This window comes from Flexivirga sp. G2 (assembly GCF_055397625.1).
In genome coordinates this window covers 1946776-1967822 of record NZ_AP039675.1, presented here as the reverse complement: position 1 = coordinate 1967822, position 21047 = coordinate 1946776, and the positions used below count along the sequence as shown (strand labels likewise).

The following is a 21047-nucleotide window of genomic DNA, read 5'->3' as shown; positions in this document are numbered from 1 at the left end:
CTGATGCCCGATACCCAGCAGCTCCAGACCATCCCGAACGACTACCCGAATCCCCAGGGGATGCCGACGGATGACTTCAAGACGTATTTCCAAGCAATGTCAGACGAATACAACCGCCGGAACAACATCGAGATGGCTCCCGACACCATCACCCAGGCCGCCAAGAACTACGTCTACTTCCGGCAGCTCGGAGGCGAAAGCACCGACCTGGCACCGTTGCACGCCGCGGTTGACGCGGCGCTTCCCGCCGGCACCAGCACGCAGGCCTGATCATGGTTGACGTTCGTCGGCGCGGGCACCCGCACCTGCCCGAGCTCGCGGTCCTGCTCGCTGTCGGGCACGCCGCGATCGTCGTCCTCGCCCTGATCGGACGGACCGCGCCATACGTGACCGGCGGCCGGCACCACCTCGACGGGTTCCTCGCACTCGCCGACGGGGCGCCTCTGTGGGTGCCGCTGCACATCATCGCGGCTGCCGGGATCGTCGCCTCTGTCACTGGCATCGGCCCGAAGCGCTGGTCGGACCAGGCCTGCCACCTGTCCGCCGGGGTGTATCTCGCTTGGGGCGGGATGACGTTCGTCTGGGCCGCCACACGGCAGCCACCCGTCAGCCTGCTCGGACCAACACTGACCCTCATCCTCGCCGGCGTCGCCTTCTGGGCTGCAGCCGTCTGGGACGACAACCCGGAGGACTAGGCGTGTGGAACTTGACCCCGGAGTTGTCGCATCCGCTTTGGTCGCAGTCGCCGCAGGTATCGGCACCGTCGCGTCATACCTCAACAAACGTGCTCGCACCACACGCCGCGAACTCCGTCGCACCCGTGAGGGCCTCGAATTGTTCGCCGGATGGGCGCACCGGGCACGCATGCACGCCTCCGAGAACGGCGTCACCCTGCCCGTATACCCGGCGCGGCTCCGGCGCCTGATCCGCACCGATGAAGAGGACGAAGACGACGATGAAGCCTGACGACGACATCGATCCCGCGGAAGTCCCCGACCGGATCGCAGCAGGTGCACCCGAGGACCACGACGAAGAGTCGCACGGCATACCGCTGAAATGGTTCCTCGCGACCGTCGCGTTCGCCGTGATCGCGATCGCCCTGTCGGGTTGGATCGGGCAACGCGCCGCCGACTCCGCCGACCACAACCAGGCGCAAGCGCAGGCGGCGCAGTCGACTGCGACGGCCGCGGCGAAGCAGGCGAACGATCTCGCGTCGCAGGTCCAGGCGGCGTGCAAAGCCTCAGGGTCGGCCCATGATGCGTTGACGAAGCTCGGCGTCTGCCAGCAGGCGAACGCTGTGAAGTCGACACCGGCCGCGAAGACGTCGAAGCCGCCGCGGCGTGTGTCGTCGGTCGCGATCGTCAACCAGTCGCTCGTCGTGTCGTACAACGACGGCACGTCGGCGAACCTCGGCACGGTCGTTGGCAAGTCGGGATCGACAGGGCCTGCGGGAAAGGCGACCACTGGCAAGACCGGCGAGGCGGGCCAACCCGGCAAGGACGCCACCGGCAAGGCCGGTACGAACGGCGTCGGGATCGTCTCCGCACTCCCGAACGCCGCCGGGCACCTGATCGTCACCTACACAGACGGCAAGACCACTGACGCCGGCAAAGTCGTCGGTCCCGCCGGCAGTGACGGCAAGAACGGTGATCCGGGTGTCAGCGTCGTCGGAGTCAGCGTGTCTGCCTCGTACCATCTGCTCGTCACCCTCTCGAACGGCAACGTGACCGACGCAGGTCAGCTCCCCCCTGGCCCGAAGGGCGACTCCGTGACTGGGCCTGCCGGTCCGAAAGGTGACCCGGGCCAGTCCGTGACCGGCCCGCCCGGGAAAGACGGCAGCGACGGGAAGAACGCACCGACCATCACCGGCTCGTCCTGCACCGACGGAGTCCTCGTGTTCGAACTCTCCAACGGCGACGACATCAAGTCAGACGCCGCCTGCACCAAGGCGACCACGCCGCCTACAGACCCGCCGACGTCACCCGACCCGACGTCGACCGCCCCGTAACCCGTCACGCACCACCAGCCCCGAGCCGATCCGGCCGGGGCTTTCGCATGCCACGAAAGGAATCACCATGGATGGAGCAACACTCTCCCGCGCCATGCTGGGGCGCCTCAGCCTCAGCCGATACAACGCGTTGGCACCTGGCATCACCCAGGCGCTGCAGCGCGCCAACTGCACCACCGTCAACCGGGCCGCGATGTTCTGCGCCCAGGTCGGCACCGAATCCGGCGGCCTGCAATGGATGGAAGAACTCGCATCGGGCGCCGAGTACGAGGGCCGCAAGGATCTCGGCAACACCCACCCCGGCGACGGCGTGCGGTTCAAGGGCCGCGGGCCGATCCAGATCACCGGCCGCACCAACTACACCAGCCTGTCGAAGTGGGCGCACTCCAAGGGGTACGTGCCGACCGCGACGTACTTCGTGGACAACCCGACCCAGCTGAGCCTGGCTCAATACGTATGGCTCGGCCCCGTTTGGTACTGGACCGTCGCCCGCAACATGAACAGTTACGCCGACCGTGGTGACATCCGCGGCGCGACCCTCGCCGTCAATGGCGGCACCAACGGGCTCGCCGACCGCACCAACCGGTGGAACGTCTGCCGCGCGATCGGCTCCAAGCTCCTCACCGGCGGCGCCCCCGTCGTCGTGGACTACACCGCCGACCTCGCGCACTGGTTCACCGCCGCGCAGATGAAGCTGTGGCAGAAGAAGATCGGCACCACCGCCGACGGCATCGTCGGCATCAACACCCTGAACGCCACTCAGAAGTTCCTCGGCGTCCACGTCGACGGGGTCATCGGACCCGACACCATCCGTGCCCTGCAGAAGTGGGCAGGCATGACCGGTTCGGAAGTCGACGGCGACCTCGGCCCGAAGACAGCGGCGGCCGTCGTCAAGAAGCTCGGCACGGCGACCCCGCCGAAGCCCGCACCGTTGCCGACGCTCAAGAAGGGCTCCACCGGCGCCCAGGTAAAGACGGTGCAGGGGTTCTTGCTGAAGCAGTTCTCCGCATACGCCGTCCCCATCAAGACCTCCGGTGGTGCGGACGGCAGGTTCGGCGACGGCACCGTCGCGGTCGTCAAGGAATTCCAGAAGCGGTCCGGCCTGACCGCTGACGGTGTCATCGGCCCGAAGACATGGGCTGCCCTCAGGAAGAACGGACTCAAGATATGAGCAGCATCACCAGCAAGGCGTTCTGGCAGGCAGCCGGCAAACGCGCCGTCAAGACCGTCGCACAGACCGCGGTCGCCACCCTCGGCGCCGGCGCGATCGACGTCGTGCACGTCGACTGGGCGACCGTCGGCTCTGTCAGCATCGGCGCGGGCATCCTGTCCGTCCTGACATCGATCGCATCGTCCGGTGTCGGCAGCGACCCCGGCCCGTCGGTCGCCAACGAGGCAGTCGACGCACCGAAGGTCACCCCTGCACCACCGCTGTGACCTAACACGTCACCGCGCAACGAAGGCGCCCCACCTGGCCGTGGCCAGGTGGGGCGCCTTCGTGCGTTCAAACCGAGTCCTGTGCTTCAGTACCTCATGGTCGATATCGATAACACACGAACCCAAGTCACTGACGCGCTCGACAAACTCATGACCAGGATGGGCATCGATGAATCGAAGCGACAAGACATCTCCGGTGCAGTAGAGCGCGGCGAAGAGGTCCCGGACGTCGCCATCAGTATCAAAGTCCCCGACGCCGTCGGCGCTCTGACGGATGTGACGCTCGCGCTCGGTGCTGCACTTCGTGACGCTCTCGACGAGATCGTCGAGCTCAAGAAGCAGGTCAAGACGCTCGGCGAATTCTAGGTTCCGGTCGCCCGCAGAACACTTCGATGCGGTTGTACTCCTCCGCGATCTCCCGCGGGGTTCCCCTATGTCGGCGCACCTTCTCTGCTGCAGCGGATGCGACTACGCGTACGGCGGCCTGGTAGGCGATGATCTCGTCTGTTGTCATCCAGCGAGTCTGACCGCGACCACAGACAGCTGGTTCAGGTCACGAGCCAACTCTGGTCGAAGTCTTCGTGATCGGCGTACACGGCGGCGAGCTCTCGGCATACCCATTCGCCCGCCTCCATTTGCCCAACACTTTCGGGTATCGGCGGAAGGTCTCGGAAGTCCTCCACGATGGTCCGCTTGGCTGCACACTCGGCCAGCACGCGCGGGGGTGACCAGTTGATGATGTGATCCTGGTTGGCACGGGTGTCGGCTTCCAGCCTCGCCATCGCTTCGCCGTCGTCGAACTTGTCGCTGTAGACGTCGAACGTGATGCCCTTGTCCTCGCCGCGCCAGCGAGACCCGTCTGCGGCGCGTGCCAATGCGTCCTCTTCGGCGATGCGGGCCAGCAGGAACTCGGTGATCGTCACGGCTGCTCCTTCTTCACGATGACCGCGATCAGCTCTGGCGAGCACCCGACAGCTTTCGCCAGCGCGGGGTATGTCCATCGTGCCGGGTCGTCGCGCCGTAGCTGCCGCACGAGCTCGTCGCGTTGCTCGCGGTGCCGGGCGGCACTGTCCAGTGCAGACAGCGCCGCCCGGTGATGCTCCCGGGCTTGCTGGGCGCGAGCGTCAGAAACCACGAGCGAAGTCCGCCAGCAGGTTCGGGACAGCCGAGTCGAACCCGGCAATGTCGAGCATGCCCGGGTCGGACGGGTCCGCGATCGAGAAGTCCGTCGCCGTCATACCGACGACCGCGACCGTGGCCGGGATGCCAGTCTTCTCCCGGTAGGACCGGATGGCCTGGTGCGGGTGGACGTCTCCCGCCCAGGTCTCGTTGTCTGTGAAGATGACGAACGAGTCGAACTCCTCGCCTTGCTTGGCAGCCCACGTCATCGGCAGCGCGCAGTCGGTGCCCCCGAAGGGCAGATCGCTGATAGTGCGGATCGCGTCGTCGAGCCGCTGCCGCGGGCTGATGGACAGCGGGGTCAGCCCAGGGTTTGCCCGCCAATCCCAGCCGCCGCGACCGGCACGAGTGAAACCGACCACTTCACAGTCAGGCTCGGTCGCCATTGTCACGAGCGCCAGGGCCGCCGATGCCTCACGGCAGGTCAGTGGCATGTTGCTGATCGGTGAGGTCATCGAACCGGACACGTCGAGCGCGAGCAGGGTCCGCTTCCCGGCCGGCCGGACCGCGCCGAACGCGTTGTAGAACGCGGCGTCCAGTGCGTCGACGATCTTCCGCGTCGGGGTCCAGGACGACTCGCCGCGGGCGGACTGCCCGGACGCGTAGGTGCGTTGGGCGACGAGCACGTTGACCGGGTGCACGCGCGCCTTCCGGAGCCGCTCAGCGTCCTGCAGACGTGCGGCGACCTCGTCGACGCGCGACCCGCGGCCGGTCAGCATGCCGAGCTTGGTGAGCCGCGGCAGCTGCCGCATGAGCGCGGTCTGAGGGATACCGGTGTCGAGCAGCGCATCCCACGTCGCACGCTCACCGAGCGCGGCGTCCGGGAGCATCTCCCACGACAGGCCGTGCTCGCGCACAAGTGCCGGAACGTCGGCGCCGTCCTCCTGGGCCGCGAGGAACCCTCCGATCAGCGCAGGTGTGTGATCCCCGACCGAGCCGCCGACGATCCAGTCGAAGACCGCCCGGGTCTCCGGGTCAGCGGTCACCGGGTGCGACAGGCGAAGCACGTCACGGTGCGACCATCCTTCGCGCTGCCGGTACTTCACTGCCTGGTAGGCGACTGAGCCCGGGTCCTTGGTGACGTACCAGTCGGCGACGGATCCGCGCAGGCTGCGGCCCCAGCCACGGAACTGCTCGACGTACTTCGCGAACAGGAAGAGGTGGGTGCCGGTGCGGGCGACCTTCGACAGGGCTGACAGTGCGTAGCTGCGCTCGTCGGCTCCGCCGGTCGCTGCGGCGATCGCGAGGGCGAACAGTGCCGGGTTCTGTCGCGGTGCCGCACCGCGGGTGGAGACGTCGACGATGGCGTCGACGAGGGTCCGGTGGTCGTTCTCCGCCATACGCACGACCGCCTCGGCGTTGTCGCGGGTCAGGTCGGAAGGGCCGACGTAGTAGGTGCCGCCGTCGGAGCCGAGAGTGAGGAACCGACGTACGCGCTGTTCGTCGGTGATCTGGAAGACGTGGCCGCCTGCCGAGTTGGTGACCTGGCGAGGGTCGGCCTTGCGTGACTGCGGAGTGCGTCGGGTGCCGAAGCTGGTGAGGATGTCGGACATGGTTGTCCCCTTCATGAACGAGCACGAGGGTGGCGGGCGTGTTGTGTGACAACCGGGATCTATCCGCAAGAAGGTAACCGACTGTCTCCGGCCCGCCACCCTCGTGCGGTGGCAGTAGAAGGTCGAGGCGGTCGTGTGATGACCGCCGGGGTAAGTGCTCTGCCAGTTGAGCTACACCGTGCTCGCGCACGGCGGCCGGACTCGAACCGACAACATCTCCATTAACAGTGGTAACCGACCGTCTCCGGCCCGCCTCGACTTCCTGCTGTTCAGTTGGAGTAACGACTGTAACGCGTTACAGCAACACGACACCACCAAATAAATCGAGGCCGTGAAACCGTGAAACATCAACGGGGAGAGGCGAATCGGCGTCACGGGATCTTGTCGACGCAGTCGTTGTAGGCCTTCGACATCACGTCCGGGTGCTTCTTTTCACACTCTGCCAACGCGTCGCTGGCATCTTGCATTGCCCCAACTAGATTCAGCTTCGAGTTCATCGACACCTTCGGAAGAGCCTCCTCGAAGATGTCCCCGCCAGCCTTCTTCCCGTACTTCTTCTCCAACTGCGATTGGGCGTGCAACGACGCCTGACCGCACTTCGCAGAGGTCTCGCAGTGGGAGTCCAGATACGAGACGGCCCACTTCACGCCGTCTGCACGTGTGCTGCCGATGCCGTCGGTGGCACTCGATGCCTCAGACGGTGCTGCAGCCGCTGGGTCACCTGTTGTGAACGTCGTCGGCTTATCGGAGCCCGAGCTGCCGCTCGACGACCCCGATGACGAACAGCCGACAAGCCCGAGCGCGGTGGCCGCGAGGCACGCGACGGCGAGAGCGTGGCGCATGATGGTTCCTTCCCCTGGTGTCGGTGACGCGTCACTCGGCCGGACCGGCGAGCTCCCTTGCAGGCGCAGGCAGGAACGTGGCGGTCGACGCGGCGAGAGCATCGAAGTCTGAGCGTGCCAGATGCCCGTAGGTGTCCACGGTCGTCGTGATCGACTCGTGACCCAGCTGACGCTGCAACACCGGCAGCGGAATCCCCGACTGGATCGCCCACGACGCGAAGGTATGCCGCAGATCGTGAGTGCGAGGACGGATCCCGGCCGCCTTCTCGACGGCGTCTGCGGCCGGCTTCCAGATCCCTGCCCACACGCTCGAACGGATCGGGCCGCCGTACGTGGTGGTGAAGACCAGGTCGGTCATGGCCTTTCCCTTGACGAGCGCGCGAAGTTCGTCGATCACCTGCGTCGGCGCTGCGACCGTGCGCAGCGACTTCGACGTCTTCGGCAAGCCGATGACCCGGCCGGATTTCTCCCCGTGCTTCCACGCTCGGCGGATGAGGATCTCGTGGGCGTCGAGGTTGATGTCTCCGGCCTGCAGAGCGGTCGCCTCGCCGAAGCGCATACCGGTTCCGACCAGCAGGAGCACGAGCGGTCGGTATCGCTCGGAGACGGCGTTGTATGCGATCGCGAATTGCTCGCGGGTCAGGAAGCAGGCGCGCGTCTGGCTGGCTGCTCGTGGCAGGCGCACACCCTTCGCGACGTTGCCAGGCAGGAGATCGGATCGGACCGCGGACGCGAGTGACGCCGACAGCAGCGCGTGGACGTTGCGGATCGACTTCGGCGACAGCCCGGACTCCTCGAGGTCGTTGACCCATGCGGAGACGGTGTCGCGGTCGAGCGCGGTGATGCTGATGTGCGCGAACCAGTCGTCGATGCGGTTCTTCGCGAGCTTCCGGTATGCCGACCGTGTCCCCTGGGTGACACCGGTGAGGTGGTCGATGTGGTGGGCGACCTGCTCGGGGACGGTTCGGACGCCCTTGGCGGCTTCTTCGAGCTCGGCGAGCGCCATGGTCAGGCTGACCTCGGCGAGCTTTCGCCAGTCGATGGCGTCCTGCTCGACCGTGAATGTGCGGCTGATGCGCTTCTTCTCGTGCCAGACGACGACCTTCCACACTGGCCGTCCGCGACTGACTTTCGCTTCGATACTCGCCATCTGGCGGACCTCCTACCCCCGTCCGCTCCGCGGGGCTGACCTGCCCAGTATCCCCTGGTTGTCCCCTAGTGGGGATCGAACCGGGTAAACATGCAGGTCAGAGCGGAGGTGGAGACGGGATTTGAACCCGTGTAGACGGCTTTGCAGGCCGTTGCCTCGCCTCTCGGCCACTCCACCGCGTGGTCATGATCCCCGAGCCTCCGAAGAGGCCCGGGGAACATGTACCAGAGCGGACAACCGGGCTCGAACCGGCGACCTCAACCTTGGCAAGGTTGCGCTCTACCAACTGAGCTATGTCCGCCTGCTACCCGACGCGAAACCGCGTCGTGCACGCGCCGAAACATTAGCCGATTGCGCGACGGGAATCCAAACGGGGCGGCTCCGTCGTGGCGTCGTCCCCCGCCTCCGGAGCAGGTATGGCGCGAGCCCGTCGTCGTTCGACCAGGTCGAGCCGGTTCACCGGCAGCTTCAGCTTGCCCGTTTCGGGCTCGACGGCCTGCTCCCGGAGCTTGGTCACACCGTCGCCGAGCCACTCGATCGCACGCTCGCGGACCGGCGTGCGTTCCGGCGCCTGCCAGAGCCGCACGGACGCCGAATTCAGCGCTGCGCCGATCAGGACGGCGATGCCGAGGAAGTACAGCCAGGTCATCACCACGATGGCCGCAGCGAGCGGTCCGTAGATGCTCGCGCTGTGGTCACCGACCGACCGGCCGAGGAACCAGCGCAGCATCATCGAGGCGATCACCCAGATGGCGAGTGTCAGCACGCCCCCGGGCAGGTGCCGCAGCCAGGGCAGGCGACCGGGCGTCGCGATGTGGAAGAAGGTGGCCAGCGTGAGGATGGTCAGGCCGCCGACGAGGGGCCAGTAGAAGACCATCAGGAAGCGCAGACCGGGCGGCAGCCACGAGCTCAACAGATCGGGTCCGATGACGATCAGCGGGACGACGATCGCTCCGAACACCAGACCGGCGAAGTAGAGCGACAGGCTGAGTAGCCGGGCCTTCACGATCCCGCGGTGCCCGCCGTGGTCGTACATGATCGAGACGGTGTCGAGCATCACGTTGAGCGCCCGCGAACCGGACCACAGGGAGAGCAGGAAGCCCACCGACACCACGTCCGGTCGTCCGGCGCTCAGCGCCGAGTTGACGGTGGGCATGATCACGTCGCGCAGGCTCTGCTCGGTCAGGAAACCCGACGCGTAGTGCTCGATGTTCGCGGTGACCTGTCCGACGATGTCCGGCCCGAGCCAGTGTCCGAGATAGCCCACGGCGCCCAGCAGTCCGAAGATCAGCGGCGGCAGCGACAACAACGCGAAGAAGCCCGCCTCGGCCGCCAGGCCGGTGACCCGATGCTTCATGCACACCCGGAAGGTCCCTGCAGCGAGTCGCGCCAGGGCCAACATGCCTGGCACCCGGGACAGTTCGCGTCGAAGAGTGGCCTTCACACCCATCGGCACGTCCCACGCCGTACGGTCTCACCGATCACTTGACCCAAGGTAGCTGCGTCGGACCGGAATCCCGTGGACCACAATGCCCTTTATGGAAATTTGGCCGGGCAAGCCCTACCCCCTCGGCGCGACGTATGACGGCGCCGGCGTCAACTTCGCCCTCTTCTCCGAGATCGCGGACGGTGTCGAGCTCTGCCTGGTCAGCGAGACCGGTGAGGAGACACGGGTTCCGCTCGGCGAGGTCGACGGACATGTGTGGCACGGGTACCTGCCCGGCATACAGGACGGACAGCGGTACGGCTACCGCGTGCACGGTCCGCACAATCCTGCCGAAGGCCAGCGGTGCAACCCGGCCAAGCTGCTGCTGGATCCCTACGCCAAGGCGTTCGACGGGCAGCTCGACGGTGACGAGTCGCTCTTCAGCTACCGCTTCGAGGACCCGGACGCGTACAACGAGGACGACTCGCTGGGCCACACCATGCTCTCGGTGGTCGTCAACCCGTTCTTCGACTGGGGCCACGACCGGCCGCCGCGCCACGAGTACCACGAGAGCGTCATCTACGAGACGCACGTCAAGGGCCTGACGATGACCCACCCGGACGTCCCCGAGGAGATCCGCGGCACGTATGCCGCGCTCGGCCACCCGGCGATCATCGATCACCTCACCAGCCTCGGCGTGACGGCGGTCGAGTTGCTGCCGGTGCACCAGTTCGTGCAGGACAGCAGCCTGATCGACAAGGGCCTGCGGAACTACTGGGGTTACAACACCATCGGCTTCCTCGCCCCGCACAACGAGTACGCCGGGTCAGGGACCGACGGGCAGCAGGTCACCGAGTTCAAGGCCATGGTGCGGGCGCTGCACGAGGCCGACATCGAGGTGATCCTCGATGTCGTCTACAACCACACGGCGGAGGGCAGCGAGCTCGGCCCGACCATCGCCTTCCGCGGGATCGACAACACCGCGTACTACCGGCTGGTCGACGACGACAAGTCCCACTACTACGACACGACCGGCACCGGGAACAGCCTGTTGATGCGCAGCCCGCACGTGCTGCAGCTGATCATGGACTCGCTGCGCTACTGGGTCGAGGAGATGCACGTCGACGGCTTCCGCTTCGACCTGGCCGCGACGCTGGCGCGGCAGTTCCACGAGGTCGACAAGCTGTCGGCCTTCTTCGACATCATCCAGCAGGACCCGGTGATCTCGCAGGTGAAGCTGATCGCCGAGCCGTGGGACCTCGGCGACGGCGGCTACCAGGTGGGCAACTTCCCACCGTTGTGGACCGAATGGAACGGCAAGTACCGCGACTCGGTGCGTGATTTCTGGCGGGGCGAGGCGTCTGCTCTCGGTGAGTTCGCTTCTCGCCTCAGCGGATCCAGCGACCTCTATGCACATTCCGGTCGCCGGCCGATCGCGTCCGTCAACTTCGTCACGGCCCACGACGGCTTCACCCTGCGCGACCTCGTGTCGTACAACGACAAGCACAACGAGGCGAACGGCGAGGACAACAACGACGGCGAGAGCCACAACCGCTCCTGGAACTGCGGGGTCGAAGGCCCGACCGACGACGCCGGGATCAACGAGTTGCGGCTGCGACAGCAGCGGAACTTCATCGCGACCCTGTTGCTCAGCCAGGGCGTTCCGATGTTGTCGCACGGCGACGAAGTGGGACGCACCCAGAGCGGCAACAACAATGTTTACTGCCAGGACAACGAGATCGCCTGGCTGGATTGGGAATTGGACGACGCCGAGCAGTCACTGCTCGACTTCACGCGCAGCGTCATCGCGCTGCGCGCCGACCACCCGACCTTCCGGCGCCGCCGGTTCTTCGACGGCGATGCCCACCACGGCGGCGCGAGCGATCAGGGCGACATCGGCTGGTACTCCCCCAGCGGCGCCGAGATGAACGAACTCGACTGGCGCAACGGCTATGCCCGAACGCTCATGGTGTTCCTGAACGGTCAGGCGATCAGCGCCCCGGACGAGCGTGGCCGAGAGGTCCTCGACGACCACTTCCTGCTGCTCTTCAACGGACACTACGAGCCGGTCGAGTTCACCGTCCCGGCCGACCTGTATGACGGCAGCTGGCAGGTCGCTCTCAACACGGCGGCTACAGCGGCATCGGATGGACAGGCCTACGAGGCGGGCAGCGCGATCGAGGTGCCCAGCCGGTCGATGCTGGTGCTGCGTGCACCGCTGACCGACTGAGCGCCAACCGCCCAGCAGTGGTCAGGTCGCTGCCAGGCGCTTCTTCTGCTCGGCCACGTCGAATTCGGCGTCCGGCCAGCCGAGGTCGAGCTCGCGCAGCTTGTCCAGCAGCAGCTGTTGTACTGCGAGGCGGGCGTACCACTTGCGGTCGGCCGGCACGACATACCAAGGGTTTTCGTCGGTCGACGTCCTGTCGAGCACGGCCTGGTAGGCCTCCTGGTAGGCATCCCAGAACTCACGCTCGTCAATGTCGCCGGGGTTGAACTTCCAGTACTTGTCCGGGCGGTCGAGTCGTTCGGCGAGCCGCGCCTTCTGCTCGTCCTCGGAGACGTGCAACATCACCTTGATCAGGTGGATCCCGTTCTCGTTGGCCGAGCGCTCGAACTTGTTGATCTGTGCGTACCGCCGTCCCCACGTCGACGGCGCGACGAGGTCGTGGACGCGGACGATGAGCACGTCCTCGTAGTGGGACCGGTCGAAGACCCCGATGTATCCGGGCGCGGGCAGCGCACGACGGATCCGCCAGAGGAACGGATGCCGTCGCTCCTCCGCGTTCGGCGCCTTGAAGGCGTGCAACTGCACACCCTGGGGATCGACGCTGCCGACGACGTGCCGCATGATGCCGCCCTTGCCGGCGGTGTCCATGCCCTGCACCACCAGCAGGATCGCCGGTCCGTCGCCGTCCCGGCCACCGGCGTAGAGCCGTTCCTGCAGGTCGTCGATCTCGTCGCGCATCGAGGCGACGACCTTCTCGGCGTCCTTCTTCTTGCCCGAGAAGCCAGTTTTTGCAGCGGGATCCAGGTCCGCGAGCCGGAATCCGGAGGTGACCCGCAATGCGTCGCTCATCGACCGGGCCGAGGCTGCCTTGGTGTCCTTCTTCGACTTTTTCGACTTCTTCTTGGCCATGCCACATCGTCGCACGTCCGGCAGATCACGTCGATGAGATCGAGCCCCGGCCGGGCGACGTCCCGAGGGTTCACACCGCGCAGAACGCGGCGACCAACCGCTCCCAGCGATCGGGGTCGACGTTCCATGCGCGGCAGTGTCGCGCCACGTCCCACGTCTCCAGTTGCACCAGGTCCGGACGCGCCGCCGCCAGCGCCGCCGCCGGCGCATACGGCACGAATTCGTCGACGGCGGAATGGATCACGAGCATCGGGACCATGAGCTCGTCCGCCCGCCGGATCCAGTCGGTCAGTCGCAGGTCGACCGGCTCGTCGAGTCCGGCCATCTGTCGTCGCAGTGGACCACGCAGCAGCCCCCCGCCGATGCGGGAGATCAGTTTGGGCAGTCGGTTCGCCCCCGCGTGGAAGTCGAGGACCGGCTGCCAACTGACCACCGGCGAGTCGAGCACGATCCGGCTGACGAGCTCGGACAACCAGGACCGATCCATGAGCTGCAACACGACCGCGGCGCCCATCGACCAGCCGAAGAGTTGGATCTCGCGGGCGCCGTGCGAGGCGGCATACAGCACGGCTGCCTCGATGTCGGCCCACTCGGTCAGCCCGAGGTGATAGCGCCGATCGGGCGACGACGGCGCACCGATGTCGTTGCGATAGGTCGGTATGACGCTGCTGATGCCCAGCTCGTGCAGGATCGGCACCGCACGCAGGGCTTCGCCGCGCTGCGCGCCACGACCATGGACCAGGACCGCCCACCGGTCGCTCCCCGGCACCCGGTCGAGCCAGGCCGGCATCGGACCGGCGGGTGCGTCGATCTCGACGTCCTGCAGCGGCACCGGGAGCGACGTCGCCGGCGGGCCGCAGAAGTAATACCCGTTGAATCGGGCCCTGCCGGGCTCCAGCGCACCGAAGTCGACCCCGTCCAGTGCACGCGTGACTCGACCCGCATTGGTGTCCAGGACGTCTCCGAGGCGTATGTGCGTCCGGAATTCGTTCTGCCACATGCCATATCGGCCGGGCGCCAGGGACTCCTCCGTGGCGGCGACCACCACGTGATCCGGGCCGACCTCGTACACCGGAACGTCGTCGATCGGCAGCACCGGCTTGAGGACCTGCCGCACGAAGTAGGTGGACACGCCGATCGTCCCGCCGCCGACGGCAGCACTCACACCGGTTGTCACACCCGCGGCCGGCGCGATCGCCCGGCGAAGCACATCCTTCGTCACTGCTCCATCGTCGCAGGTGGGAGGCACAATGGCCGGATGGACCTGCCGCTCGAGCTCCCGATCACCCCCATGCTTGCCAAGGCGACCGCTTCCGTTCCGGCTGCGGACAGCGTCGACGGCGGCATGCTCTACGAGCCGAAATGGGACGGCTTCCGGTGCATCGTGTTGAAGGACGGCGATGACGTCGAGTTGGCCTCGCGCGGCTCCAAGCCGCTCACGCGGTACTTCCCGGAGCTGGTGGAGGCGGTCCGCGCACAATTGCCGGACAAGTGCGCGCTGGACGGTGAGGTCGTGGTGCGTGCCGGCGAAAAGGGTTCGGCACGGCTCAATTTCGAAGCGCTGAGTCAACGCATTCATCCTGCGGAGTCACGCGTCCGCAAGCTCGCCGAGGAGACACCGGCGGAGATCATCTTCTTCGACGCACTCGTCGTCGACGGTGAGTCGCTGCTCGATCAAGGATTCGCGCAGCGGCGAGCGGCACTCGAAGCGGCGTTGAGTTCGGTCGGGACACCGTTCCACCTGACACGGGTCACCGATGATCCGGAGGTCGCGCAGGACTGGTTCAACCGTTTCGAGGGTGCCGGCCTCGACGGCGTGGTCGCTAAGGCGAAGCTGTCGCCATACCAGCCGGGTAAGCGCAGCATGCTCAAGATCAAGCATTCACGGACCGCCGACGCAGTGCTGCTCGGTTACCGGATCCACAAGAGCGGCAACGGAGTCGGCTCCCTGTTGCTCGGCCTGTATGACGACCACGGCAACCTGCGCAATGTCGGCGGCATCGTGTCTTTCACGGCCACGCGGCGGGTGGAGTTGATCGACGAACTCGCGCCGCTGGTGGTCCGCGACGACGAGGGTGACGCGGTGCGCGGTGAGACGGACCGGTCCCGGTTCAGCGGCAACAAGGACGTTTCCTTCGTGCGGCTGCGACCGGAGCGGGTGGTCGAGGTGAAGTTCGATCAGTTGGAGGGACAGCGCTTTCGGCACGGTGTGGGCTTCCTGCGGTGGCGACCGGACCGGGATCCGGAGTCGTGCCTGATGTCCCAGGTCGATCGCGCCCCTGCCTACGACCTGAACGATGTGCTGACCACCACCGACTGACTCGGACGTCTCACTGCGCGGACCCGCGTTGCTTCGTTGTGTGATGGTTACGGTAACGTCACGTTATACCCATCCAGAGCGGCCGAGAGATCTGGCTCGACGACGCCGCAGCAACCACCCCCGCGGGGCAGGTGCTCACGCCAGAAACGATGGAGGCGCATGATGACCGGGCATTCTGCCGACCCCGACCTGCGGGTCGCATTCCGCGAAGCGGTATCGAGCACGTGGGTGATCTGTGCCGCCGACGGCGGTCGGCCGGTCGGATTCACCGCAATCTCAGTTGTTTCCGTCTCCGTCGCACCACCGTTGGTGTCGTTCAATCTGAGCAAGTCATCGTCGAGTCGGTCGGCGATCGAGGCGACCGGGCGGGTGTCACTGCACCTGCTGGCGTCCCACCAGGACGACATCGCGCGGCGTTTCGCCGGTGATCGCACGTCACGATTCCTCGGCGACTGGCACTGGCACGAGGACGGCCTGCCGTCGCTGACCGAGTTCAGCGCGCGTCTGACCGCCGACATCGCGGCGACGGTCGATGCCGGCGACAGCCTCCTGGTGACCGCCCGCGTGACGAATCAGCAACAAGGACAAGGCGATCCGCTGGTTCATCATCAGGGCTCCTACCGCACTCTGAACCCCACACCTACTCTCGTTCTCCAGGAGGAGTCGGCATGACCGAACTGAAGTTTGCGTACTGGGTCCCGAACGTGTCGGGCGGTCTGGTGGTGAGCAAGGTGCCGCAACGCACGGACCACAGCCCGGCATACAACATCGATGCCGCGCAGGCGGCCGAGCGCTTCGGCTTCGCCTACGCGCTGACCCAGGTCCGCTACCTCGCTTCGTATGGCGCCGACGCGCAACACGAGTCGACGTCGTTCTCTCAGTTGCTGCTGGCACACACGCAGCGGCTGAAGGTGATCGCCGCCGTGCACCCCGGCTTCTGGCAGCCAGCCGTGCTCGCGAAACTTGCTGCAACGGCACAGGATTGGAGCAATGACCGTTTCGCACTGAACGTGGTGTCCGGCTGGTTCAAGAAGGAATTCACCAATCTCGGTGAGCTCTGGCTCGATCACGAGGAGCGCTACCGTCGCTCCGAGGAGTTCATCGAGGTGCTGAAGGGTGCGTGGACCACGGACGAGTTCACCTACCGCGGCGACTTCTACCGGACGCGCGACCTGACATTCCGCCCGCAGCCCGGCACTCCCCCGGAGGTCTTCCAGGGCGGCAACTCCACGAGCGCACGGAAGATGGGCGGGCGACTGTCCGACTGGTACTTCATGAACGGCGGCTCCCTCGACGCGATCGCCGAGCAGGTCGAGGAAGTCGAGTCCTACGGGCGTGAGCACGGCCGGCGACCCGGCTTCGGACTGAACGGCTTCGTGGTCGTGCGCGACACCGAGGAAGAGGCCCGCCGCGTCGTCCAGGAGATCATCGACAACGCCGACGAGGACAAGGTCCGTGACTTCGGGGAGGCCGTGCAGACCGCCGGCTCCGCCACGCGGGACGGCAAGGGCATGTGGGCCGGCTCGGATTTCAAGGATCTGGTGCAGTACAACGACGGCTTCAAGACCGGACTCATCGGCACGCCCGAGCAGGTCGCACAGCGCATCGTCGACTACAAGAAGGTCGGCGTCGATCTGATCCTCGCCGGCTTCCTGCACGTGCGTGAGGACATCGAGCGGTTCGGCACCCAGGTCATCCCGCTGGTGCGCGAACTGGAAGCCAAGGAAGCAGAACGCAAGTCGGCGTAATCACTCCACGCGGTTGCCGTCGGCGTCCCAGTGCTCGGCGACCTTCTTACTGGGCTGCACGCGGGGCGGCTCACCGGGCATCTTCGGATAGTCGGGCGGGAAGTTCAGTTCGCCACCGGGCAGCGTCTCCCACAGGTGCAGCAACGGCTCGAGCGAGTGCGCGGTGTCGTCCATGTCCGCCCAGGCGTCGCCGTCGGCCAGGAAGTCGGGGACGGTCACCAGGTTGAAATCCCGTGGGTCGGAGACCTCGGCAAGTTGGCTCCAGGTCATCGGTGTGCTGACCGGTGCGCCGGGCCTGGCGCGCAGGCTCCAGGCGCTGGCGATGGTGCGGTCACGGTTGTTCTGGTTGAAGTCGACGAAGATGCGTTCGCCGCGCTCCTCCTTCCACCAGCTGGTGGTGACGCCGTCGTCTCGGCGTTCCAGCTCACGGCCGAATCCGATTGCGGCGTGGCGCAATTCCTCGAAGGTCCACTTCGGCTGAATGCGTAGGTAAATGTGTATGCCGCGGTTTCCGCTGGTCTTGGGATATCCGCGCATCCCGAGTTCCTCGAGCAGCTCGCGTGCGACACCGGCCACCCGCAGAGTGTCGGCGAAGGTCGTGCCCGGCTGCGGGTCGAGATCGATCCGCAATTCGTCCGGGTGATCCACGTCCGGGCGCCGCACCGGCCATGGGTGGAAGGTGAGCGTGCCCATGTGCGCAGCCCACACCAGCGCTGCCGGCTCGGTCGGGCACAGCTCCTGTGCCGTGCGCCCGCTGGGGAACGTCACGCCGACCGTCTCGACATATTCCGGAGCGCCACGCGGGAGTCGCTTCTGGTAGAAGCCGTCACCGTCGTCGCCATACCCCGTGGACAGGCGCATGCCCTCGCGGTAGCCGCTCGGCCAGCGCTCCATCGCCGTCGGCCGCTGCCCCACCGCACGCATCAGCGCGTCACCGACCGTTGCGAAGAACTCGCACACCTGCTGTTTGCTGATCTCCGGAGTCCGGTCGGTGGCTTCGTAGATCACCCGGTCGGGGCTGGAGACGCGCACCTCGCGATCCCCTACCAGGACAAGGGCGGCGGGAGTCTTGGCCATGGGTTCAATCTACGGTGCGTCACCCACGCTGTAGGGCGTCCAACCGGACTCCAGCTCACGAACCTCCAGGCCGGAGAACACGAGGCGGATCTCGTGGGCGTTGAGTTCCGCGTGCATCTCGAACATGGGTATACCGATGCGCTCACTCCACTCGGACGCCGCGGGCGACTCGTGGACGAGTTTCATTCCGGGATAGTTCTCCTGCCACTCCACTCCCCACACGTAGCCGTCCAGGTCGGCACTGCTGCGGTCGTCAAGCAGCCGGTCGTCCAGCGAACGTCGCCATACGTCCCAGCCGACGCTGGTCGTGACCGCTGCGTGCACACAATGGCGAAACCGGTAGCGAAGGTACTGCGTCGGTATACCGGCGCGCGGGTCCGCCGTGGCCTCCAGGACGACGTCGTAATCACGCAGGTAGCGGGTGAATCCATGGAACTGCACTCCCATGTCGAAGACCTCCTCGAGGGCGGCGGCGATGGACTGCGGTGTCTGGTGAACTGTCACGGGGGCCTCTTCGTCGGATCCTGAATCCGACGAGCGTAGGACACCGGCCACAGCGGGTTTTTCGGACATTTGGCCACCTGTTCAGCAGGTCGTCACCGCTGAACGCCCCCGAGGGTCGCGCCGGGTCCTACAGTCCGTAGAACACGCGGCGCGATCACGCCGCTCAGCACATCCCCCTGGAAGGTTTCCATGCCACGTTCCTCCATGCGACCACGCGTCACTCGCGTGCGCCTCGTCACGCTGCTGGCCTCGGCGGCACTCGCCGTCGGCGGCTCCACCTGCCTGCCGGCCGCCCCGGCACACGCCGCCTCGAACTCGGTGGTCATCTCCGCCGTCTACGGCGGGGGCGGTAACAGCGGAGCACCACTGAAGAACGACTACATCGAGCTCTACAACGGCGGCTCGGCGGCCATCGACCTCAGCGGTTGGACGCTCACCTATTACTCCGCCGCCGGCAGCAGTGGCGGCACCACCTCGTTGTCCGGGTCCGTCGCCCCGGGTGGGCACTTCCTCGTCCAGGAGGCCGCCGGATCCGGCTCGGCCCCGGCGCTTCCCACGCCGGACGCCACGGGCTCCCTCAACATGTCCGGCACGTCCGGAAGCGTGGTGTTGAAGAACGCGGGTGCGACCGTCGACACGATCGGGTACGGCGCCGTCACCTCCTCGTATGTCGAGGGCTCGAACGCCCCCGGGATGTTGAATACCACCGCGGACAGCCGGACCAAGGGCTGTGTGGACACCGACAGCAACGCCAAGGACTTCGTGTCGGCCGACCCGAACCCGCTCAACTCGACAGCACCGGCAGGCGTCTGCGGCACCGACGGCAACACGCCGCCGCCTCCGACCGGCACCTCCTCGACGATCGAACAGATCCAGGGCACCAGCTTCCAGTCCCCACTCGTCGGACAGCAGGTCAAGGACGTCAAGGGTGTCGTGACGGCGCTCAACGGCAGTGCGGGCTTCTGGATCCAGTCGACGACGCCGGATGACGACCCACGCACCAGCGAGGGCCTCTACGTCTTCGGCGGTGCGGGAATGGTGAAGGTCGGCGACGACGTCACGGTCGCCGGAAAGGTCAGCGAGTACCGCCCCGGCGGAGTGAGCAACGGCAACCTGACGACCACCGAGCTCGGCAGCCCGAACATCCAGGTCGACAGCTCCGGCAATGCGCTGCCGGCACCGATCGAGATCGGCTCGAAGGGCCACGTCCCGCCCGCGCAGGTCGTCGAGCAGGGTGACCCCGGCAACGTCGAGACGGCCGGGCTGACGCTCGACCCGGCGACGAACGCACTCGACTTCTGGGAGTCGATGGAGGGCATGCGGATCCAGGAGACCGACGCCAAGGTCGTCGGCCCCACCGCGACGGCGTACGGCGAGACCCCGATCGTCCCCGCGAACACCAAGGACGTCACCTGGACGCCCGACGGCGGCGTGCTCTACCGCGACTACGACACCCCCAACGCGATGCGGCTGATCCTGTCCGATGCGTTGCTGCCCAAGGGATCCATCGCACCGGCGAACACCGGCGACACCTACCGCGGCGTCACCGCCGGCGTGCTCGACTACAACTTCGGCAACTACTACCTGATGGCCACGCAGGCCGGTCGGCGTCAGAACGGCGGCACCAAGCGGGATGTCACCACCGCGCCGAAGAAACAGCAGGCAGCGGTGGCGACGTTCAACGTGGAGAACCTCGCCCCGTCCGACCCGCAGACGAAGTTCGACCGGCTCGCCGGGCAGATCACGACGAACCTCGCATCGCCGGATGTCCTTGCGATCGAAGAGATCCAGGACAACTCTGGCGCCACGGACGACGGCACCGTCGACTCCACGCAGACGACCGACAAGTTGATCGCGGCCATCAAGGCCGCGGGCGGCCCGTCATACAAGGCGGAATGGATCAACCCGGTCAACGACAAGGACGGCGGACAGCCCGGCGGCAACATCCGCTCGGTGTTCCTCTACCGCAGCGACCGCGGTATGACGTTCGTGTCGAAGCCCGGTGGCACCTCGACCAATTCGGTCGCGGTCACCGGCAAGGGCCCGTGGGCGTCGATCAACTACTCGCCGGGCCGCATCGACCCGACGAACAGCGCATGGGACGACTCGCGCAAGCCGCTCGTCGGTGAGTTCCTCTGGTGGGGCAAGCCGCTCTTCGTAGTCGCGAACCACTTCGCGTCCAAGGGCGGCGACGACGGTCTGATGGGTCGTTACCAGCAGCCGGAGCGTTCCTCGGAGGTCCAGCGGCACGCGCAGGCGACCGCCGTGCGCGGCTTCGTGGACGACCTGCTGAAGGCGAACAAGCAGGCCAACGTGATCGTCCTCGGCGACCTGAACGACTTCAATTTCAGCGAGACGGCCAACATCGTCAAGGGCTCCGGCAAGACGAAGATGACCGACCTGATCGACACGTTGCCGGCGAACCAGCGCTACAGCTACGACTACCAGGGCAACAGCCAGGTCCTCGACCAGCTGCTGGTCAGCCCGGCGCTGGCGAAGAAGTACGACTACCAGGTCGTGCACACCAATTCCCAGTTCTACGACCAGGACTCCGACCACGACCCGCAGATCGTGAAGCTGCAGGTCCACTGACCTCTGCGGATCGAGTAGCGACGAAGGAGCGTATCGAGATCACCGATCTCGATACGCTCCCTCGTTCCTCGGTCG

The 21047-nt window shown here is 66.4% G+C and carries 22 protein-coding genes, 2 tRNA genes and 1 riboswitch; of the genes, 12 read left to right on the top strand and 12 right to left on the bottom strand.

The genetic code is table 11. The features are described 5' to 3' along the window. Positions 1-3 precede the first annotated feature (3 nt). From ACZ50J_RS09370 to ACZ50J_RS09340, 7 genes are all read left to right on the top strand, one after another. Positions 4-270, top strand: coding sequence for a hypothetical protein (locus tag ACZ50J_RS09370; protein ID WP_464301004.1), 267 nt, complete (start codon positions 4-6; stop codon positions 268-270). A gap of 2 nt (positions 271-272) precedes the next feature. Then, complete coding sequence (locus ACZ50J_RS09365; protein WP_464301003.1) at positions 273-695, top strand: hypothetical protein; 423 nt, start codon at positions 273-275, stop codon at positions 693-695. A gap of 4 nt (positions 696-699) precedes the next feature. Further along, positions 700-966 (top strand): hypothetical protein, encoded by a 267-nt coding sequence (locus tag ACZ50J_RS09360; RefSeq protein ID WP_464301002.1) that lies wholly within the window; start codon positions 700-702, stop codon positions 964-966. Further along, entirely contained in the window at positions 956-2008 is a 1053-nt protein-coding gene (locus tag ACZ50J_RS09355) for a hypothetical protein (RefSeq protein WP_464301001.1), read from the top strand. Before ACZ50J_RS09360 ends, ACZ50J_RS09355 begins: the two co-directional genes overlap by 11 nt. A gap of 67 nt (positions 2009-2075) precedes the next feature. Next, complete coding sequence (locus tag ACZ50J_RS09350) at positions 2076-3179, top strand: peptidoglycan-binding protein (protein ID WP_464301000.1); 1104 nt, start codon at positions 2076-2078, stop codon at positions 3177-3179. Next, the gene (locus ACZ50J_RS09345) at positions 3176-3445 is read left to right on the top strand and encodes a holin (RefSeq protein ID WP_464300999.1); all 270 of its coding nucleotides are present in this window, start codon (positions 3176-3178) and stop codon (positions 3443-3445) included. Before ACZ50J_RS09350 ends, ACZ50J_RS09345 begins: the two co-directional genes overlap by 4 nt. Positions 3446-3526: 81 nt before the next feature. Then, positions 3527-3811 (top strand): hypothetical protein, encoded by a 285-nt coding sequence (locus tag ACZ50J_RS09340; RefSeq protein WP_464300998.1) that lies wholly within the window; start codon positions 3527-3529, stop codon positions 3809-3811. A gap of 182 nt (positions 3812-3993) precedes the next feature. Here ACZ50J_RS09340 and ACZ50J_RS09335 read toward each other — a convergent pair whose 3' ends face one another. From ACZ50J_RS09335 to ACZ50J_RS09300, 8 genes are all read right to left on the bottom strand, one after another. Then, positions 3994-4368 carry a DUF6221 family protein gene (locus ACZ50J_RS09335; RefSeq protein WP_464300997.1) on the bottom strand — a complete coding sequence of 125 codons (375 nt, stop codon included), beginning with the start codon at positions 4366-4368 and terminating at the stop codon, positions 3994-3996. Then, entirely contained in the window at positions 4365-4580 is a 216-nt protein-coding gene (locus tag ACZ50J_RS09330; RefSeq protein WP_464300996.1) for a hypothetical protein, read from the bottom strand. Before ACZ50J_RS09330 ends, ACZ50J_RS09335 begins: the two co-directional genes overlap by 4 nt. Continuing rightward, entirely contained in the window at positions 4570-6177 is a 1608-nt protein-coding gene (locus ACZ50J_RS09325) for a TROVE domain-containing protein (RefSeq protein WP_464300995.1), read from the bottom strand. The genes ACZ50J_RS09330 and ACZ50J_RS09325 overlap by 11 nt, the downstream gene beginning before the upstream one ends. Before the next feature lie 371 nt (positions 6178-6548). Then, positions 6549-7019, bottom strand: coding sequence for a hypothetical protein (locus ACZ50J_RS09320; protein WP_464300994.1), 471 nt, complete (start codon positions 7017-7019; stop codon positions 6549-6551). A 31-nt stretch (positions 7020-7050) separates the two neighbouring features. After that, positions 7051-8169 carry a tyrosine-type recombinase/integrase gene (locus ACZ50J_RS09315; protein ID WP_464300993.1) on the bottom strand — a complete coding sequence of 373 codons (1119 nt, stop codon included), beginning with the start codon at positions 8167-8169 and terminating at the stop codon, positions 7051-7053. 106 nt (positions 8170-8275) lie between these two features. Further along, positions 8276-8346 (bottom strand) — tRNA-Cys (locus ACZ50J_RS09310). A 51-nt stretch (positions 8347-8397) separates the two neighbouring features. After that, positions 8398-8470 (bottom strand) — tRNA-Gly (locus tag ACZ50J_RS09305). A gap of 42 nt (positions 8471-8512) precedes the next feature. After that, the gene (locus ACZ50J_RS09300; RefSeq protein WP_464300992.1) at positions 8513-9571 is read right to left on the bottom strand and encodes a YihY/virulence factor BrkB family protein; all 1059 of its coding nucleotides are present in this window, start codon (positions 9569-9571) and stop codon (positions 8513-8515) included. 136 nt (positions 9572-9707) lie between these two features. On the opposite strand from ACZ50J_RS09300, the gene glgX reads away from it, so the two are divergent. Then, positions 9708-11825 carry a glycogen debranching protein GlgX gene (gene glgX / locus ACZ50J_RS09295; protein WP_464300991.1) on the top strand — a complete coding sequence of 706 codons (2118 nt, stop codon included), beginning with the start codon at positions 9708-9710 and terminating at the stop codon, positions 11823-11825. Positions 11826-11846: 21 nt separating this feature from the next. Here glgX and ACZ50J_RS09290 read toward each other — a convergent pair whose 3' ends face one another. Next, positions 11847-12731 carry a polyphosphate kinase 2 family protein gene (locus ACZ50J_RS09290; protein ID WP_464300990.1) on the bottom strand — a complete coding sequence of 295 codons (885 nt, stop codon included), beginning with the start codon at positions 12729-12731 and terminating at the stop codon, positions 11847-11849. 70 nt (positions 12732-12801) lie between these two features. Continuing rightward, positions 12802-13953, bottom strand: a complete 1152-nt coding sequence (locus ACZ50J_RS09285) for an alpha/beta hydrolase family protein (protein WP_464300989.1) — start codon at positions 13951-13953, stop codon at positions 12802-12804. A 36-nt stretch (positions 13954-13989) separates the two neighbouring features. On the opposite strand from ACZ50J_RS09285, the gene ACZ50J_RS09280 reads away from it, so the two are divergent. From ACZ50J_RS09280 to sfnG, 3 genes are all read left to right on the top strand, one after another. Continuing rightward, entirely contained in the window at positions 13990-15051 is a 1062-nt protein-coding gene (locus tag ACZ50J_RS09280; RefSeq protein WP_464300988.1) for an ATP-dependent DNA ligase, read from the top strand. A gap of 66 nt (positions 15052-15117) precedes the next feature. Further along, positions 15118-15207, top strand: a riboswitch (SAM riboswitch). A 6-nt stretch (positions 15208-15213) separates the two neighbouring features. Next, positions 15214-15723 carry a flavin reductase family protein gene (locus ACZ50J_RS09275; protein WP_464300987.1) on the top strand — a complete coding sequence of 170 codons (510 nt, stop codon included), beginning with the start codon at positions 15214-15216 and terminating at the stop codon, positions 15721-15723. Further along, positions 15720-16799: a dimethylsulfone monooxygenase SfnG gene (sfnG, locus tag ACZ50J_RS09270; protein WP_464300986.1), complete on the top strand. Its 1080-nt coding sequence runs from the start codon at positions 15720-15722 to the stop codon at positions 16797-16799. The genes ACZ50J_RS09275 and sfnG overlap by 4 nt, the downstream gene beginning before the upstream one ends. Here the strand turns inward: sfnG and ACZ50J_RS09265 are convergent, their stop codons facing one another. Next, positions 16800-17876: a DNA polymerase domain-containing protein gene (locus ACZ50J_RS09265; protein WP_464300985.1), complete on the bottom strand. Its 1077-nt coding sequence runs from the start codon at positions 17874-17876 to the stop codon at positions 16800-16802. Positions 17877-17885: 9 nt separating this feature from the next. Further along, positions 17886-18380, bottom strand: a complete 495-nt coding sequence (locus ACZ50J_RS09260) for a YxiG-like protein (protein ID WP_464300984.1) — start codon at positions 18378-18380, stop codon at positions 17886-17888. A gap of 189 nt (positions 18381-18569) precedes the next feature. On the opposite strand from ACZ50J_RS09260, the gene ACZ50J_RS09255 reads away from it, so the two are divergent. After that, complete coding sequence (locus ACZ50J_RS09255; protein WP_464300983.1) at positions 18570-20972, top strand: lamin tail domain-containing protein; 2403 nt, start codon at positions 18570-18572, stop codon at positions 20970-20972. Positions 20973-21047: the final 75 nt, after the last annotated feature.

What these genes read in the sequence shown, in the direction of transcription:
- ACZ50J_RS09370 (WP_464301004.1), top strand. Translation starts at nt 4, where the DNA reads ATGCCCGATACCCAGCAGCTCCAGACCATCCCGAACGACTACCCGAAT.
- ACZ50J_RS09365 (WP_464301003.1), top strand. Translation starts at nt 273, where the DNA reads ATGGTTGACGTTCGTCGGCGCGGGCACCCGCACCTGCCCGAGCTCGCG.
- ACZ50J_RS09355 (WP_464301001.1), top strand. Translation starts at nt 956, where the DNA reads ATGAAGCCTGACGACGACATCGATCCCGCGGAAGTCCCCGACCGGATC.
- ACZ50J_RS09350 (WP_464301000.1), top strand. Translation starts at nt 2,076, where the DNA reads ATGGATGGAGCAACACTCTCCCGCGCCATGCTGGGGCGCCTCAGCCTC.
- ACZ50J_RS09345 (WP_464300999.1), top strand. Translation starts at nt 3,176, where the DNA reads ATGAGCAGCATCACCAGCAAGGCGTTCTGGCAGGCAGCCGGCAAACGC.
- ACZ50J_RS09325 (WP_464300995.1), bottom strand. Translation starts at nt 6,177, where the DNA reads ATGTCCGACATCCTCACCAGCTTCGGCACCCGACGCACTCCGCAGTCA.
- ACZ50J_RS09320 (WP_464300994.1), bottom strand. Translation starts at nt 7,019, where the DNA reads ATGCGCCACGCTCTCGCCGTCGCGTGCCTCGCGGCCACCGCGCTCGGG.
- ACZ50J_RS09315 (WP_464300993.1), bottom strand. Translation starts at nt 8,169, where the DNA reads ATGGCGAGTATCGAAGCGAAAGTCAGTCGCGGACGGCCAGTGTGGAAG.
- ACZ50J_RS09300 (WP_464300992.1), bottom strand. Translation starts at nt 9,571, where the DNA reads ATGTTGGCCCTGGCGCGACTCGCTGCAGGGACCTTCCGGGTGTGCATG.
- glgX (WP_464300991.1), top strand. Translation starts at nt 9,708, where the DNA reads ATGGAAATTTGGCCGGGCAAGCCCTACCCCCTCGGCGCGACGTATGAC.
- ACZ50J_RS09290 (WP_464300990.1), bottom strand. Translation starts at nt 12,731, where the DNA reads ATGGCCAAGAAGAAGTCGAAAAAGTCGAAGAAGGACACCAAGGCAGCC.
- ACZ50J_RS09280 (WP_464300988.1), top strand. Translation starts at nt 13,990, where the DNA reads ATGGACCTGCCGCTCGAGCTCCCGATCACCCCCATGCTTGCCAAGGCG.
- ACZ50J_RS09275 (WP_464300987.1), top strand. Translation starts at nt 15,214, where the DNA reads ATGACCGGGCATTCTGCCGACCCCGACCTGCGGGTCGCATTCCGCGAA.
- sfnG (WP_464300986.1), top strand. Translation starts at nt 15,720, where the DNA reads ATGACCGAACTGAAGTTTGCGTACTGGGTCCCGAACGTGTCGGGCGGT.
- ACZ50J_RS09265 (WP_464300985.1), bottom strand. Translation starts at nt 17,876, where the DNA reads ATGGCCAAGACTCCCGCCGCCCTTGTCCTGGTAGGGGATCGCGAGGTG.
- ACZ50J_RS09255 (WP_464300983.1), top strand. Translation starts at nt 18,570, where the DNA reads ATGCCACGTTCCTCCATGCGACCACGCGTCACTCGCGTGCGCCTCGTC.